The sequence below is a fragment of the Enterobacter sp. C6 genome (assembly GCF_008122455.1).
GTDB classification, from domain to species: domain Bacteria; phylum Pseudomonadota; class Gammaproteobacteria; order Enterobacterales; family Enterobacteriaceae; genus Enterobacter; species Enterobacter pseudoroggenkampii.
Genome location: NZ_QPFW01000239.1, coordinates 20,171 through 36,090 on the forward strand (window position 1 = coordinate 20,171; position 15,920 = coordinate 36,090).

The 15,920-nt window shown below is 56.5% G+C and carries 15 protein-coding genes; 8 read left to right on the plus strand and 7 right to left on the minus strand.

Annotation, left to right across the window (positions count from 1 at the left end; translation table 11 throughout):
• Window positions 1-7: 7 nt before the first annotated feature.
• Window positions 8-1,471, minus strand: coding sequence for a beta-barrel assembly-enhancing protease (bepA, locus tag DOU50_RS17290; protein WP_048991275.1), 1,464 nt, complete (start codon window positions 1,469-1,471; stop codon window positions 8-10).
• Window positions 1,472-1,692: 221 nt separating this feature from the next.
• On the opposite strand from bepA, the gene DOU50_RS17295 reads away from it, so the two are divergent.
• Window positions 1,693-2,757: an AI-2E family transporter gene (locus tag DOU50_RS17295; protein ID WP_024907566.1), complete on the plus strand. Its 1,065-nt coding sequence runs from the start codon at window positions 1,693-1,695 to the stop codon at window positions 2,755-2,757.
• Between the two features lie 95 nt (window positions 2,758-2,852).
• On the opposite strand, the gene bcp is transcribed toward DOU50_RS17295, so the two are convergent.
• Complete coding sequence (gene bcp / locus DOU50_RS17300; RefSeq protein ID WP_008501635.1) at window positions 2,853-3,323, minus strand: thioredoxin-dependent thiol peroxidase; 471 nt, start codon at window positions 3,321-3,323, stop codon at window positions 2,853-2,855.
• Entirely contained in the window at window positions 3,323-3,892 is a 570-nt protein-coding gene (locus tag DOU50_RS17305) for a glycine cleavage system transcriptional repressor (RefSeq protein WP_023325845.1), read from the minus strand. Before DOU50_RS17305 ends, bcp begins: the two co-directional genes overlap by 1 nt.
• Before the next feature lie 145 nt (window positions 3,893-4,037).
• Here DOU50_RS17305 and dapA point away from each other — a divergent pair, with 145 nt between their 5' ends.
• The 6 genes from dapA to ypfH all read left to right on the plus strand — a co-directional run bounded on the left by dapA (window position 4,038) and on the right by ypfH (window position 10,495).
• On the plus strand, window positions 4,038-4,916 hold the full coding sequence (dapA, locus tag DOU50_RS17310; RefSeq protein WP_008501633.1) for a 4-hydroxy-tetrahydrodipicolinate synthase: 879 nt from the start codon (window positions 4,038-4,040) through the stop codon (window positions 4,914-4,916).
• Window positions 4,917-4,932: 16 nt separating this feature from the next.
• Window positions 4,933-5,967 carry an outer membrane protein assembly factor BamC gene (bamC, locus tag DOU50_RS17315; RefSeq protein WP_024907567.1) on the plus strand — a complete coding sequence of 345 codons (1,035 nt, stop codon included), beginning with the start codon at window positions 4,933-4,935 and terminating at the stop codon, window positions 5,965-5,967.
• A 109-nt stretch (window positions 5,968-6,076) separates the two neighbouring features.
• Complete coding sequence (gene purC, locus DOU50_RS17320; RefSeq protein ID WP_023332985.1) at window positions 6,077-6,790, plus strand: phosphoribosylaminoimidazolesuccinocarboxamide synthase; 714 nt, start codon at window positions 6,077-6,079, stop codon at window positions 6,788-6,790.
• A 120-nt stretch (window positions 6,791-6,910) separates the two neighbouring features.
• The gene (locus DOU50_RS17325) at window positions 6,911-7,780 is read left to right on the plus strand and encodes a neutral zinc metallopeptidase (RefSeq protein ID WP_023308754.1); all 870 of its coding nucleotides are present in this window, start codon (window positions 6,911-6,913) and stop codon (window positions 7,778-7,780) included.
• Window positions 7,780-9,726 (plus strand): tRNA(Met) cytidine acetyltransferase TmcA, encoded by a 1,947-nt coding sequence (locus DOU50_RS17330; RefSeq protein ID WP_148769811.1) that lies wholly within the window; start codon window positions 7,780-7,782, stop codon window positions 9,724-9,726. The genes DOU50_RS17325 and DOU50_RS17330 overlap by 1 nt, the downstream gene beginning before the upstream one ends.
• A 73-nt stretch (window positions 9,727-9,799) precedes the next feature.
• Window positions 9,800-10,495: an esterase gene (gene ypfH, locus DOU50_RS17335; protein ID WP_048991268.1), complete on the plus strand. Its 696-nt coding sequence runs from the start codon at window positions 9,800-9,802 to the stop codon at window positions 10,493-10,495.
• A 38-nt stretch (window positions 10,496-10,533) separates the two neighbouring features.
• Here the strand turns inward: ypfH and DOU50_RS17340 are convergent, their stop codons facing one another.
• From DOU50_RS17340 to DOU50_RS17350, 3 genes are read right to left on the minus strand one after another with little or no spacing between them, the layout of a single operon-like run.
• Complete coding sequence (locus tag DOU50_RS17340; protein WP_014171111.1) at window positions 10,534-10,731, minus strand: YpfN family protein; 198 nt, start codon at window positions 10,729-10,731, stop codon at window positions 10,534-10,536.
• Between the two features lie 24 nt (window positions 10,732-10,755).
• Entirely contained in the window at window positions 10,756-11,883 is a 1,128-nt protein-coding gene (gene dapE / locus DOU50_RS17345; RefSeq protein WP_148769812.1) for a succinyl-diaminopimelate desuccinylase, read from the minus strand.
• A gap of 10 nt (window positions 11,884-11,893) precedes the next feature.
• Window positions 11,894-12,244, minus strand: a complete 351-nt coding sequence (locus DOU50_RS17350) for an ArsC family reductase (RefSeq protein ID WP_090420121.1) — start codon at window positions 12,242-12,244, stop codon at window positions 11,894-11,896.
• Window positions 12,245-12,631: 387 nt separating this feature from the next.
• Between DOU50_RS17350 and ypfM the strand changes: the two genes are divergently transcribed.
• Entirely contained in the window at window positions 12,632-12,691 is a 60-nt protein-coding gene (ypfM, locus tag DOU50_RS17355; protein WP_015572204.1) for a protein YpfM, read from the plus strand.
• A 109-nt stretch (window positions 12,692-12,800) separates the two neighbouring features.
• Here ypfM and acrD read toward each other — a convergent pair whose 3' ends face one another.
• Window positions 12,801-15,914, minus strand: coding sequence for a multidrug efflux RND transporter permease AcrD (gene acrD / locus DOU50_RS17360; RefSeq protein ID WP_061714666.1), 3,114 nt, complete (start codon window positions 15,912-15,914; stop codon window positions 12,801-12,803).
• Window positions 15,915-15,920 lie beyond the last annotated feature (6 nt).

The window sequence follows — 15,920 nt, forward strand, 5'->3', positions numbered from 1 at the left end:
TCCTTTATTACATCTTCTCGTACGGCTTAAAGCGCTGCTGCAGACCGCGTAGCTGATCGATACGCGCGTCGTAGCGAGCCTGCTGGAGGCTGCCGAGTTTGACCTGTGAGCTGGCGCTGCTGAGCGCGGAAATCGCCTGATCGAGGCGGCCCACCAGGGCAAAACCTTCGGCACGCGCCGCCAGCTCCTGATCGCGGTTGCCGAGCTGGGCTTCCGCCTGAGCGAGCAGATCCCAGCCGTTTTGATCGTCTTTATTATTAAAGGTGTAGCGGTTGAGGATGGTCGCCGCCTCGCCGGGCTGGCCGCCCTGCAGATAAGCGTTCGCCAGGTTAAGCTGCAGCACCGGGTTGGTACGGACGTCTTTCGCCCCTTTCAGGCGGTTAATCGCATCGGCAGGCTTCTTCTGCCCCAGATCGATATCCGTCGACAGATCGAGGTACCACGGGTTGTTCGGATCGGCTGCCAGAAGCGGCTGCAGCGCCTTACGCGCCTCGTCGTATTTGCTGGCTTCCATCGCCTGGAGCGCCTGACCATACTGCGCGGCGTTCTTCTCGCGCACGTTGCCTTTCGCCAGGGTATCCAGCAGGTCGCTGGTGAGCTGGTTACGCCCGGAATTGTACATCCCCAGGGTTCTCACCTTCGCCATGTAGAAATCCTGCGAAGACTGGACCACGACCGGACGCATCTGGTTGGCACGGTTACGCGCGTCCGACAGACGGCTTTCCGGCAGCGGGTGAGTGAGCAAAATTTCCGGTGGACGGGAAGAGTAACGCGCCTGATCGAGCAGTTTTTCGAGGAAGCTCGGCATGGCCTGCGGGTCAAAGCCCGAACGCTGTAACACCTGAATGCCGATGCGGTCCGCTTCCTGCTCGTTCTGCTGGGTGAAGCTGATCATCCCCTGACGCGTTCCCGCCAGCGTACCGGTCAGGGCCGCCATCCCGGCCTGCGGGCTGGCCATCGCCAGCAGAATAGAGCCCAGTGCACCCACCCAGGTGAGGGGGGCGTTACGTTTCTGGTCTTCCATCGCACGCGCCAGATGACGCTGGGTGACGTGCGAAATTTCGTGCGCCATTACCGAGGCCAGCTGGCTTTCGTTGTCAGAGTAACGGAATAACGCCGAATGCAGCACCACGTTACCGCCAAAGAAGGCGAAGGCGTTGATTTCGTCGTTATTGATTAAATAGAAATGGAAGGGGGTTTTTACCGAGTCGGCGTGCGAAACCAGACGCATCCCCAGCCCGTTAATGTACTGTACCAGCAAAGGGTCGTTAATCAGCGGGGCGCTGCCGCGCAGCTGGCGAACATAGTAATCCCCCATTTGCATCTCTTGCCCAATAGAGAGCGTGCTTCCTGCTGTGGTGCCCATGTCCGGCAATGTATCGGACGAGTCAGCAAAAGCGGGCAACACCTGACCGACCGTCACCGCGGCAATCAGTGTCGCAACCAGTGTTTTTCTCAACTGCCTGAACATAACCACTGTCCTGTATGTTGGATGTGCTAATTTGACCGATGAACCGGTATATCGTTCATCTCTGCTGCTCTGGGAGTGTAGCCGTGTTGTAGCATGAAGAAAATCCCATTCATCAGGCTTTTGCGGATTGTGATCGGGATACAAAAAGCGAAAGTCTTTTTTGTGACAGTTAGATACAATTCATCGTCTCACTCCCGCCATTCGATTCAGGGAAGGGTTGTATGCTCGAAATGTTAATGCAGTGGTACCGGCGTCGGTTCAGCGACCCGGAAGCCATTGCTTTGTTGGTTATTCTGGTTGCCGGGTTCGGTATTCTGTTCTTCTTCAGCGGCCTGCTCGCGCCCCTGCTGGTGGCGATTGTGCTGGCGTACCTGCTGGAGTGGCCAACGGCGCGCCTGGAGCACATCGGCTGTTCCCGTCGCTGGGCAACCAGCATCGTGCTGGTGCTGTTTGTCGGCATCCTGCTGTTAATGGCCTTTGTGGTGATGCCGGTTGCCTGGCAGCAAGGGATCTACCTTATTCGCGATATGCCCGGCATGCTCAACAAGCTTTCTGATTTTGCCGCCACGCTGCCGCGCCGTTACCCGGCCCTGATGGATGCCGGGATTATCGACGCGATGGCGGAAAATATGCGCGCCCGCATCATGACGATGGGCGATTCGGTGGTGAAATACTCTCTGGCTTCGCTGGTCGGACTGCTGACGCTGGCGGTTTACCTTGTGCTCGTGCCGCTGATGGTCTTCTTCCTGGTGAAAGATAAAGACCAGATGCTCAACGCCGTACGCCGTATTTTACCGCGCAACCGCGGGCTGGCGGGGCAGGTCTGGGAAGAGATGAACCAGCAGATCACCAACTACATTCGCGGCAAGGTGCTGGAGATGATTGTCGTGGGGGTCGCCACCTGGATTGGCTTCCTTATTTTCGGCCTGAACTACTCGCTGCTGCTGGCGGTGCTGGTGGGGTTATCGGTCCTGATTCCGTACATCGGCGCGTTTGTGGTGACCATTCCGGTGGTTGGCGTGGCGCTGTTCCAGTTTGGGCTGGGGACTGAGTTCTGGAGCTGCTTCGCGGTGTACCTGATTATTCAGGGGCTGGACGGTAACCTGCTGGTACCGGTGCTGTTCTCCGAAGCGGTGAACCTGCATCCGCTGGTGATTATCTTATCGGTGGTGATTTTCGGCGGGCTGTGGGGATTCTGGGGCGTGTTCTTCGCCATTCCGCTGGCGACGCTGATTAAAGCCGTGGTCCACGCGTGGCCGGATGTGCCGGCGGTGGAAGAGAAGTAGTTTTGAGCGGCCTGATGCCCTCACCCCGACCCTCTCCCGCGGGGAGAGGGGGAAAACACGAAAAACGGCAACCTGGGTTGCCGTTTTGCTGTTTATCAGGCGCTTTCTTTCAGCCAGTTCAACACCACGTCGTGGTGGTTGCTGGTTTTGAAGTCGTCAAACACGTGTTCAACTTTTCCGTCAGCGTCAATCAGGAAGCTGATGCGGTGAATACCGTCGTAGGTTTTACCCATAAACGTCTTCTCGCCCCAGACGCCGAACTGCTCGCACACCTGATGGTCTTCATCAGAAAGCAGCGTGAAGTTCAGCAGCTCTTTTTCAGCAAATCGTGACAGCTTTTCTGGTTTATCCGTGCTGATACCCAGCACTTCCACGCCGACTTTTTTCAACTCGTCCATGTTGTCGCGTAAGCCGCAGGCCTGTACGGTGCAGCCGGGGGTCATGGCTTTCGGGTAGAAATAGACCAGAACACGCTGTCCCTGGAAGTCGGTCAAATTTACTTGCTCGCCGTCTTGATCCGGTAAGCTAAATTTCGGTGCGATGTCACCGGCTTTCAGTGGGTTCATTACTCAACTCCATCCTGTTCGTGCTGCGAATAATTGACGACGCTTATACTGCCCTGCGCGTTTAATTCTGTACAGAGGGCTTTGAACGCTTGCTCGATATTTGACGCATCCTGTGATGCAGGACTGTGCGCGGTAATTTGAATAAAGAGCGTGGGAACCGTACTTGCGTCGCCCGGCTGTGTGCGGGAAACGAGCTCGGCAATGTTCATCTGATGGCTGTCAAACAGCGCGGTGAAGCGCTCTATCAGATGGGGAGAATCAGGCACTTCAACCTGCACCCAGACGGTAGAAGGCATAGCCGGACGCGGTCGCGCCGTGGTGCGCTTCATGACAATCAGCAAATCCAGCTCGGCGCCTTTCAGCGGCAGGGTCGATTCAATCAACGTAATGGCGTTCCATGTCCCGGAAAGCAACATAATAAATGTGAACTCTTCGCCAAGCATGGCCAGACGGCTGTCTTCGATATTACAGCCGCAGCTGCTTACGTGGCGGGTGATGGTGTTCACGATACCCGGCCTGTCGGCACCCAGCGCAGTGATAACCAGGTAATGTTGTGATGAGGTTGTCAAACCTGTTCTTCCTTTGCATGGTTAAGTCTTCCTAAGGAAAGCATAAAAAAAACATGCATACAACCGCCTGAGAGCCTCAGGTCGCTTGCTTTTATTACAGTTCCAAACGTAACATTGAGGCTCTTGTTCGCACAGAGGATGGCTCATGTTCACGGGAAGTATTGTCGCGCTTGTTACACCGATGGATGAAAAAGGTAATGTCTGCCGGTCAAGCATGAAGAAGCTCATTGATTACCATGTCGCCAATGGAACCTCGGCGATCGTTTCGGTAGGGACTACCGGTGAATCCGCAACGCTGAGCCACGACGAGCACGGCGATGTAGTGATGCTGACCCTGGAACTGGCTGACGGACGTATTCCGGTCATCGCGGGGACAGGGGCTAATGCAACCGCAGAAGCTATCAGCCTGACCAAACGTTTTAACGACAGCGGCATCGTTGGCTGTCTGACGGTGACCCCTTATTACAACCGTCCTACTCAGGAAGGTTTGTTCCAGCACTTCAAAGCCATCGCTGAACATACTGACTTGCCACAAATTCTGTATAATGTGCCGTCCCGTACCGGTTGCGATATGCTGCCGGAAACCGTTGGTCGTCTCTCGGAAGTAAAAAATATTATCGGTATTAAAGAGGCGACAGGGAACTTAAGCCGCGTTCATCAGATCAAAGAGCTGGTTTCAGACGACTTTATCCTGTTGAGTGGTGATGATGCGACCGCGCTGGACTTTATGCAGCTCGGTGGCCATGGCGTGATTTCCGTAACGGCAAACGTTGCGGCGCGCGATATGGCTGAAATGTGCAAACTGGCCGCAGCCGGTCACTTTGATGAAGCCCGTGTCATTAATCAGCGTCTGATGCCGCTGCACAATAAATTATTTGTCGAACCCAATCCGATCCCAGTGAAATGGGCATGTAAGGAGTTGGGGCTTGTAGCAACCGATACGCTGCGTCTGCCAATGACACCGATTACCGACCACGGTCGTGACATCGTCAGGGCGGCGCTGAAGCATGCCGGTTTGCTGTAGAGTTTAGGGAGATTTGATGGCTTATTCAGTACAGAAGTCGCGCCTGGCGAAGGTTGCGAGTGTTTCGCTTGTTATGCTGCTCGCTGCCTGTAGTTCAGACTCGCGCTACAAGCGCCAGGTGAGCGGTGATGAATCCTATCTGGATGCGACCCCGCTTGCTGAACTTCACGCACCGGCTGGTATGATCCTGCCGATTCAGAACGGCGATTATAATATTCCCGTGACTAACGGCAGCGGCCAGGTCGGTAAGGCGCTTGATATTCGTCCGCCAGCACAGCCTCTGGCGCTGGTTAACGGGGCGCGTACCCAGTTCACCGGTGATACGGCGTCTCTGATGGTTGAGAGCGCGCGCGGTAGCACGCTGTGGCCGCAGGTTGTCAGCGTCATTCAGTCGAAGAACTACACCATCGATAAACGCGATGACGCCAGCCAGACGTTAACCACCGACTGGATCGAGTGGAACCGTCTGGATGAAGACCAGCAGTACCGCGGTCGTTATCAAGTCTCCGTAAAACCACAGGGTTACCAGCAGGCGGTTAACGTTAAGCTGTTGAACCTGGAGCAGGCGGGTAAACCGGTTGCGGATGCCGCGTCCCTGCAGCGTTACAGCACCGAAATGCTGAACGTGATTGCCGCGGGTTTGGATAAAACCGCGACCGATGCCGCCAACGCCGCGCAGAGCCGCAACGGTGTGACCTTCGATGTGCAAAGCGGTGCGGATGATACCGGCCTGCCAATGCTGGTGGTTCGTGCACCGTTTAACCAGACCTGGCAGCGTTTGCCAGCGACGCTGGAAAAAGTGGGCATGAAAGTGACCGACAGCACCCGCTCAACCGGTAGCATGACGGCAACCTATAAGCCGCTATCCGACAGCGCATGGCAGGAACTGGGCGCGAAAGATCCTCAGCTTGCCTCCGGTGACTACAAAATTCAGGTCGGTGACCTTGATAACCGCAGTAGCCTGCAGTTTATCGATCCAAAAGGTCACACGCTGACCCAGTCGCAGAACGATGCGCTGGTCGCTGTCTTCCAGGCAGCATTCAGCAAATAAATACGAGGGCTGGTGAATCCAGCCCTTTTTATTTTCGTGCCACGCAAACGTGTGCGTGGCATAATATGCCCAGTTTTGAACACAAATCATCACACCAGGAGTAATGAAGATGCAGAAGCAAGCTGAGTTGTATCGTGGCAAAGCGAAGACCGTATACAGCACGGAAAACCCGGATCTGTTGGTGCTCGAGTTCCGCAATGATACGTCAGCAGGGGATGGCGCACGCATTGAGCAGTTCGATCGTAAAGGCATGGTGAACAACAAGTTCAACCACTTCATTATGACCAAACTGGCCGAAGCGGGTATCCCGACCCAGATGGAAGCGTTGCTGTCCGATACGGAATGTCTGGTGAAGAAACTGGATATGGTTCCGGTTGAGTGCGTTATTCGTAACCGTGCGGCGGGCTCCCTGGTGAAGCGTCTCGGCATTGAAGAAGGTATCGAGCTGAACCCACCTCTGTTCGACCTGTTCCTGAAAAACGACGCCATGCACGACCCGATGGTCAACGAATCCTACTGCGAAACCTTCGGCTGGGTGAGCAAAGAGAACCTGGCGCGTATGCAGGAGCTGACCTATAAGGCCAACGACGTGCTGAAAAAACTGTTTGATGACGCGGGCCTGATCCTCGTCGACTTCAAGCTGGAGTTTGGTCTGTTCAAAGGCGAAGTGGTGCTGGGCGATGAGTTCTCTCCAGACGGTAGCCGCCTGTGGGACAAAGAAACCCTGGATAAAATGGACAAAGACCGTTTCCGTCAGAGCCTGGGTGGCCTGATTGAAGCGTACGAAGCGGTTGCTCACCGTTTAGGCGTTAAGCTCGACTAACTCCCTCACCTGCCAAAGGATGTTCGCATCCTTTGGCGTCTTACCTTTGTTTCCTATGGTAATCTTGCCGTTAACCGCCTACGATCATAGCTATTATAAATGGAATAGTTCGAGGTGGTTATGCGCTGGCAAGGGCGTCGTGAAAGTGACAATGTAGAAGACAGACGCAGTGATGGTGGCGGCGGTCCTTCAATGGGGGGGCCCGGCTTCCGGTTACCCAGCGGCAAGGGCGGCATCATCCTGCTGATTGTGGTGTTAGTCGCGGGTTACTACGGCGTTGACCTCACCGGGTTGATGACCGGTCAGCCGCTGCAACAGCAGCAGCATTCTCAGCGCTCCATCAGCCCGAATGAAGATGAAGCGGCCAAATTTACCTCCGTTATTCTCGCCACAACAGAAGACACCTGGAGTCAGCTGTTTGAGAAAATGGGGCGTACCTACCAGCAGCCGAAGCTGGTGATGTACCGGGGGGCAACCCGCACCGGATGCGGCACCGGACAATCCGTGATGGGGCCGTTCTACTGCCCGGCAGACGGTACCGTCTATATCGATCTCTCTTTTTACGATGATATGAAACGCAAGCTTGGCGCCGACGGTGATTTTGCCCAGGGCTACGTGATCGCGCATGAGGTTGGCCATCACGTGCAAAAGCTGCTGGGGATTGAGCCAAAGGTACGCCAGCTGCAGCAAAATGCGTCGCAGGCTGAAGTGAACCGCCTGTCCGTCAAAATGGAGCTGCAGGCGGACTGCTTCGCGGGCGTCTGGGGTCACAGCATGCAGCAGCAGGGCGTGCTGGAATCCGGCGATCTTGAGGAGGCGCTGAATGCCGCTCAGGCGATCGGTGACGACCGTCTTCAGCAGCAGAGCCAGGGGCGCGTCGTACCGGACAGCTTCACTCACGGTACCTCACAGCAGCGCTACAGCTGGTTTAAACGCGGTTTCGACAGCGGCGACCCGGCGCAGTGTAATACCTTCGGCAAAGCGATGTAATGCTGGCGTTTGATCAGCTGATACGCGAGCTTGAGCGCACCGGCCATCGTCGGCTGGTGGTGCTCAGCGGTGAGGCGCAGTGGACGTTAAGCCAGGCGGTTGCCCTGCGTGACGCCTTGCCCGGAGACTGGGTAAGGCTTGACGAACATCCTTCAAAAGCCATCAGCGGCCTGCTGGGACGCGAGTTCCGGCATGCCGTTTTTGACGCCAGCACCGGGTTTGATGTCGCCGCTTTTGCCGCCCTGAGCGGAACGCTGAACGCCGGAAGCCTTCTGGTGCTGCGAGTTCCGCCGCTTGCTGACTGGGCCGACAGGCCTGACAGCGATTCGTTGCGCTGGAGCGACAGCGCGGAGCCGATCGCCACTCCACACTTTGTGCACCACTTCTGCCGGACGCTTGCCGCCGATTCGGATGCGATTGTCTGGCATCAGTATCGTCCCTTGTCCGTTCCCGTTGCGCCGGATTTACCCGCCTGGCAGCCTGCCAGCGGCGCACCGCAGCGCGAGCAGGCGGAGATCCTCGACGTGCTTCTGACCATGCCTGCGGGCATTGCCGCGGTAACGGCACCGCGCGGACGCGGAAAGTCAGCGCTGGCGGGGATGCTGCTCAGTCGCATTCAGGGGAGTGCGTTGGTCACGGCACCGGCTAAAGGGGCAACGGATGTCATTGCGCGCTTTGCGGGCGAGCATTTCCACTTTATGGCTCCGGACGCGCTGTTGGCCTCTTCACGCCAGGCTGACTGGCTGATTGTCGATGAAGCGGCTGCGATCCCTGGTCCGCTGCTGGAGAAGCTGGTGACGCGTTTTCCGCGCGTAGTGTTAACCACCACGGTCCAGGGCTATGAGGGGACGGGCAGGGGATTCCTGCTGAAGTTCTGCGCCCGTTTTAGCGGATTGCGGCATTATGCCTTATCGACCCCCATTCGCTGGGCTGCCGGATGCCCGCTTGAGCGATTCGTGGCGAATGCACTGTTATTTGATGATGCGCTTATCGATCGCAAACCGGAAGGCGATGTGCGTATAAAGCCGCTGAAAGCGCGGACGTGGGAGAGTGACCCGGCACGCGTGGCAAGCGTTTATGAACTGCTGTGTGCTGCACACTACCGTACTTCACCGCTCGATTTACGCCGGATGATGGACGCGCCCGGCCAGCACTTTGCTGTTGCCGGAACGGAGGCAGAGATTGCAGGCGCGCTCTGGCTGGTGGAAGAGGGCGGGCTGTCCCCTGAGCTTAGCCGCGCCGTGTGGGCGGGATACCGGCGTCCACGCGGGAATCTCGTGGCGCAGTCGCTGGCGGCGCACGGCAGATCGCCACTCGCGGCGACGCTGAAAGGGCGACGGGTTAGCCGCATTGCGGTTCACCCCCTGCGCCAGCGGGAAGGCATCGGGCAACGGCTTATCCGTAGCGCCAGCGGGGAAGACTATCTGTCGGTGAGTTTTGGTTATACCGACGAGCTGTGGCATTTCTGGCATCAATGTGGGTTTGTGCTGGTGCGGATGGGAAGCCATCGGGAAGCCAGCAGCGGCTGCTACACGGCGATGGCGCTGCTGCCGCTGAGCGAAGCCGGGCATCGGCTGTGCGCGCAGGAACATCAGCGTTTGTGCCGGGATATGCGCGTCCTGTCGGCCCGGAACGGTGAAAAGATCCCGGTGGAAGACGGCTGGGAAGCTACCCTTAATAGTGACGACTGGCTGGAGCTGGCGGGGTTTGCGTTCGCCCATCGGGCGTTTTCAACCTCGGTTGCCGCGCTGACGCGGTTGTTGCTCACCGTTGATATGCCGCTTCCGGCCCTACGGGGGAAAATGGCAGGAAAAGCGGATAAGGTCGGGCGAAAAGCGTTGCTGGCAAAGCTGCGCAGTGAAAGCGCGCAAGCGCTTGAAAGCCTTGATTATCCGCGCAGCCAGCGGTTGAAGGAAGCGATTTTGCAATGGCAATTTTTTCAATGACTTCTTCAGTAAAGTGGCATGGTCATTCCCGCCGGGAGGCGTAGAATCCAGGTCATCTATTAAGGAGACCACCATGAAACACGACCATTTTGTTGTTCAAAGCCCTGACAAACCGGCTAAACAGTTACTGCTTCTGTTTCATGGTGTTGGCGATAATGCCGTCAATATGGGTCAGATTGGCAGCTGGTTTGCGCCCGTTTTCCCCGAAGCGCTGATTGTCAGCATCGGTGGCGTAGAGCCATGCGGTCCGAACGGACGCCAGTGGTTCTCGGTTCAGGGCGTGACGGAAGAGAACCGTCAGGCGCGCATTGATGCCATCATGCCGACCTTTATCGATATCGTCCGCTACTGGCAACAGCAGAGCGGCGTGGGTGCCGACGCGACCGCGTTGATTGGCTTCTCACAGGGGTCAATCATGTCGCTGGAAAGCGTTAAGGCGCAGCCGGGTCTGGTTTCACGGGTAATCGCGTTTAACGGCCGTTTTGCGACGTTACCGACAAGCGCAACCACGCAGACCACGATCCACTTAATCCACGGCGGTGAAGACCGGGTGATCGAGCTCTCGCATGCGGTTGCTGCCCAGGAAGCGTTGATTCGCGAAGGTGGGGATGTGACGCTGGATATCGTTGACGATCTGGGCCACGCCATAGACGACCGCAGCATGCAGTTCGCGCTCGATCGTTTGCGCTATACCGTACCGAAGCACTACTTTGATGAAGCGCTCAGCGGCGGTAAGCCGGATAATGATGATATTGTTGAGTTTATGTGAGGTTATCCCCTCTCCACAGGAGAGGGGATACAGACCGATTACTTCTTCTGGTCTTTCTTCGGCCAGTCGTCGTCATCGTCCCACTTGTCGTTGAAATCACGGTGCGGGGGAAGATCCGGTTTGTTGGCGAGAAATTTTTTATGGTCCACGCGCTTAAGGTCTTTAATCACGTTCAGCAATACGCCAACCAGAAAAACCAACACCAGAATCCACCAGTACTTTGAAAGCCAATCCATTCGCTATTCCTCTCAGAGCGTTCGTCAGGCGACGATTTGCTCCATAATACGTTGATACATACGGGCCAGCAGTTGCAAATCTGCCGCATTGACACACTCATTTATTTTATGAATGGTTGCGTTTACTGGCCCCAGTTCGACAACCTGGGCGCCCATACGGGCGATAAAGCGTCCGTCTGAAGTGCCACCCGTTGTCAGCAGCTGTGGCTTAATTTCATTATAGTGCTCGATGGCGTTCACCACCGCATCCACCAGCTTACCGCGCTGCGTCAGGAACGGCTGGCCGGAAAGCCACCACTCCACGGTGTAGCGCAGCTGATATTTTTCCAGCAGGGCGACAACGCGCGCCTTGATCATCTCATCGGTCAGTTCGGTGCTGAAGCGGAAGTTAAACTGGACGAAGTAATCACCCGGGATCACGTTGTTGCTGCCGGTCCCGGCCTTGACGTTCGCAATCTGCATGCTGGTTGGTGGGAAGAATTCGTTGCCTTTATCCCACTCGATGCCCACCAGCTCGTTCAGCATCGGCGCAGCGCGATGTACCGGGTTATCGGCCAGATGCGGATACGCAACGTGCCCCTGAACGCCGTGAATGGTCAGGTTACAGGTCAGCGAGCCACGGCGCCCGTTTTTGACGACATCACCCACCACTTCGGTGCTGGACGGCTCACCGACCAGGCAGTAGTCCAGACGCTCGTTGCGCGCCATCAGCGCTTCAACGACCTTTACGGTACCGTTATGCGCGCTGGCTTCTTCGTCGGAGGTTATCAAAAACGCGAGACGGTTTTTGTGGTTCGGATGCTGCGCCACAAAGCGTTCTGCCGCCACGACCATCGCCGCCAGAGAGCCTTTCATGTCTGCCGCGCCGCGACCAAACAGCATGCCATCGCGAATGGTTGGCTCAAACGGCGGGTTAATCCAGCGATCCGCGTCACCGGCGGGAACGACGTCAGTATGCCCGGCAAAGGCCAGCGTTTCGCCCTGTCCGCGCCACGCCCAGAAGTTCTGGGTATCGCCAAAATCCATGCGTTCAACGGTAAAACCGATGGCACGCAGGCGTTCAATCATAAGAGCCTGACAACCTGCGTCGTCCGGGCTAAGGGAAGGACGGCGAATAAGCTGCTGAGTCAGCTCAATGACCGGGCATGACATAAACTACACCTCAACGAAAAAAGTCGGAATAAAGGGTTTCACTGAAACCCAGCAGCATAGGCTGCCCTGGCGCGCAGAGCAATGGGCGTTTGATAATTGCCGGCATCTCGAGCATCAGTTTTGCCGCGCTGTCGGCATCTTTGATGCTGGCGCGCAGAGAGTCGTCCAGTTTACGCCAGGTGGTACCGCGGGTATTCAGCAGGGCTTCCCAGCCCAGTTCGCGAATAGCGCTATGCAGAAATTCTGCATCGAGCCCATCGGCACGGTAATCGTGGAAGCGGTACTCCACGCCGTTTGCTTCCAGCCAGCGGCGGGCTTTTTTGATGGTGTCGCAATTTTTAATGCCGTACATCACAACCATGGTGAATCCTTTTGATGTTCTGATAATTAAATGTTCAGTAAATTCGAAGATATATCCTTAAGTGGAATATAACACATTCAGGAATCGTCTGGATTAATGTGTCTTCTTAATTCGACTCACAACTGTACGCTGAATATTCTTTCATCATTTAAGCATAGATGTCCATAAACTTTAAAAACCCAATAAAGTCAGCCAATAAAATAAAACTCACCCGTCCGTAGGGTTATTTCAAAATATTGCTGGCCGTCACAAAAAATTGAGGGCTCTCCGTTCATATTTATCATAAATCCCCGCAGGACGTGGGGTACAATCACAGCAATTGGTTAAATAGTCTTCACAATGATGGTACGTTTTTGTAGAATGCGCATAATAATAAGAGAGGTTGTTATGATTGAACGTGAACTGGGGAACTGGAAAGATTTTATCGAAGGCATGCTTCGTAAATGACATTCAGTAAGAATTGCAAGAGCACTAAAATAAGTAAAATAACCATAGTGTGAATTAATCACACAATAAAAAGGCGGCCGATAAAGCCGCCTTTTTTTATTTCAACCACTTACTCAGGACGTTCCTTCAGCGGGAAGCGGCGACGCACCAGCACAAAGAACAGCGGAACGAAGTAAATGGCCAGAATGGTGGCCGAAATCATGCCGCCCATCACCCCGGTCCCGACCGCATGCTGGCTGCTGGAGCCCGCGCCCGTGCTGGTTGCCATTGGCAGAACACCAAAGACAAACGCCAGCGACGTCATCAGGATCGGACGCAGGCGCTGACGGCAGGCGTGCAGCGTAGCGGCCATCAGCTCGTGGCCTTTGGCATTCATCTCGTTGGCAAACTCAACGATCAGAATGGCGTTTTTCGCCGACAGCCCAATGACGGTGAGCAGGCCCACCTGGAAGTAGACATCGTTCTCCAGGCCGCGCATCCAGGTCGCCAGCAGCGCACCGATGACGCCAAGGGGCACCACCAGCATGACCGAGAACGGGACCGACCAGCTCTCATACAGTGCGGCAAGGCAGAGGAAGACCACCAGCAGAGAGAGCGCGTAAAGCGCAGGGGCCTGCGCCCCGGAGAGACGCTCCTGGTAAGACATGGCCGTCCACTCGAGACCAAAACCGGCGGGCAGCTGCTGCACCAGTTTTTCCATGGTGTCCATGGCAGTACCGGTACTGACGCCCGGCGCGGCTTCCCCGACGATTTCAACCGCAGAATAGCCGTTATAGCGCTCCAGGCGCGGCGAGCCGCTCTCCCAGTGCGAATTAGCAAAGGCGGAGAACGGCACCATGCCGCCAGCATTATTTCTGACAAACCAGCGGTTGATATCATCCGGCAGCATGCGGAACGGCGCGGCGGACTGGACATACACTTTTTTCACGCGGCCGCGGTCCATAAAGTCATTCACATAGCTCGAGCCCCACGCCGTCTGCAGGGTGTCATTGATATCGTTGATCGAGACGCCCAGCGCCTGTGCCTTACGCTGATCGATATCCACCTGGAGCTGCGGACTATCATCAAGACCGTTATGGCGAACGCGGGTCAGGCCCGGATCGTTGCCCGCCAGCGCTAGCAGCTTATCGCGTGCCGCCATCAGCGCCGTGTGGCCCGCCCCGGCGTGATCCTGCAGCTCCATATCAAACCCGGCGGAACTGCCCAGCCCGCTTATCGCCGGTGGACTGCTGGCAAAGACGCGCGCCTCTTTGATGTGCGCAAAGGCTTTGGTCGCACGTTCAATGATGGCAAATGACGTTCCCGTTCTGGTATCGCGCTCGTCCCAGTCCTTCAGGCGGACGAACATGCGGGCGACGTTCTGCCCGTTCCCGCCCGGACCGGAGCCGACGGTAGAGAAGACCGACACCACGTTATCTTTCTCTTTGGTGAAGAAGTACTGTTCCACTTTCTGGACCACTTTCAGCGTCTGCTGCTGCGTTGCGCCGCTCGGAAGCTGCACCGAGGTGGTGAACATTCCCCGGTCTTCCATCGGCAGGAACGAGGTGGGCAGGTGCAGGAACAGCCAGACCATGCCGCCCAGCAGCACAACGTAAATCATCATCCAGCGCAGGCTGCGGTGCAGTACGTGACCGACGGCAGATTCATACCGCGCGGCGTTGCGGTTGAACATCCGGTTAAACCAGCCGAAGAAGCCTTTCTGACCGTGATGCTCCCCTTTGTGCAGCGGTTTCAGAATGGTGGCGCACAGCGCGGGGGTGAGGATCAGCGCCACCAGCACGGAGAGCACCATCGCCGAGACGATGGTGATCGAGAACTGACGGTAAATCGCCCCGGTAGTGCCGCCAAAGAAGGCCATCGGGATAAAGACGGCCGACAGCACCATCGCAATACCGACTAACGCCCCCTGAATTTGCCCCATGGATTTGCGCGTCGCCTGGCGCGGAGTGAGTCCTTCTTCGCTCATGATGCGCTCGACGTTTTCAACCACCACGATGGCATCATCCACCAGAAGGCCAATCGCCAGCACCATGGCAAACATCGTCAGGGTATTAATGCTGTACCCGAACGCGTACAGCACCGCAAAGGTCCCCAGCAGCACCACCGGGACGGCAATGGTGGGGATCAGCGTCGCGCGGAAGTTTTGCAGGAACAGGTACATGACCAGGAACACCAGCGCGATGGCTTCCAGCAGGGTCTTCACCACGTCCTCAATCGACGCTTTAACGAAGGAGGTGGTTTCATAGGCGACTTTATACTCCAGCCCGTGCGGGAAATACTGCGACAGCTCGTCCAGACGATCTAACACCAGTTTCGCCGTCGCCATTTCGTTCGCGCCGGAGGCCAGTTTAATCCCCAGGCCGGAGGCCTGATTGCCGTTAAAGCGGCTCAGGTAGTCGTATTTCTCCGCCCCCATTTCCACCGTGGCGACATCGCCCAGACGCACTTCCGACCCGTCCTGATTCACGCGCAGGGTGATGTTGCGGAACTGGTCCGGCGTCTGCAGCAGGGATTGCGAATTGATGGTGGCGTTCAGGGCTTGCTTATCAACGGAAGGCGTTCCCCCCAGTTGCCCCACGGCAATCTGCGCGTTCTGGGCTTTAATGGCATCCGTCACGTCGGTTGCCGTCATCTGGTAGCTGTTTAGCTTGTTGGGATCGAGCCAGATACGCATGGAGTATTGTGAGCCGTAGGCGTCGATATCCCCGACGCCGTTGATACGACTGATGGGATCCTGAATATTACTGGCGACGTAGTCCGCGATGTCCTGTTTATCCATCGAGCCATCTGTCGAGACAAACGCGATGGTCAAAATGTTGGTATCACCGGTTTTACGCACGGTCACGCCCTGGTTCTGCACCGCCTGGGGCAGCTTGCGCATGGCCGACTGCAGCTGGTTTTGGACCTGCTGCACCGCTTCGTCCGGGTCGGTGCCCGCCTTAAAGCTCAGGGTCACCGTCGCCTGTCCCGTGGCGCTGCTTTGTGAGGACATGTACATCAGGTTATCCAGACCCGTCATGTTCTGCTCGATAACCTGCGTCACGGTATTTTCCAGCGTTTGCGCGGACGCGCCGGGGTAGTTGGCGGTGACGCGCACGTTAGGCGGTGCCAGGTCGGGGTATTGCTCAACGGGAAGTGAAGTAATCGCCAGGACACCTGTCAGACACAACAGGATGGCAAGCACCCAGGCAAAAATGGGGCGATCGATGAAGAAATTCGCCATGAAAGT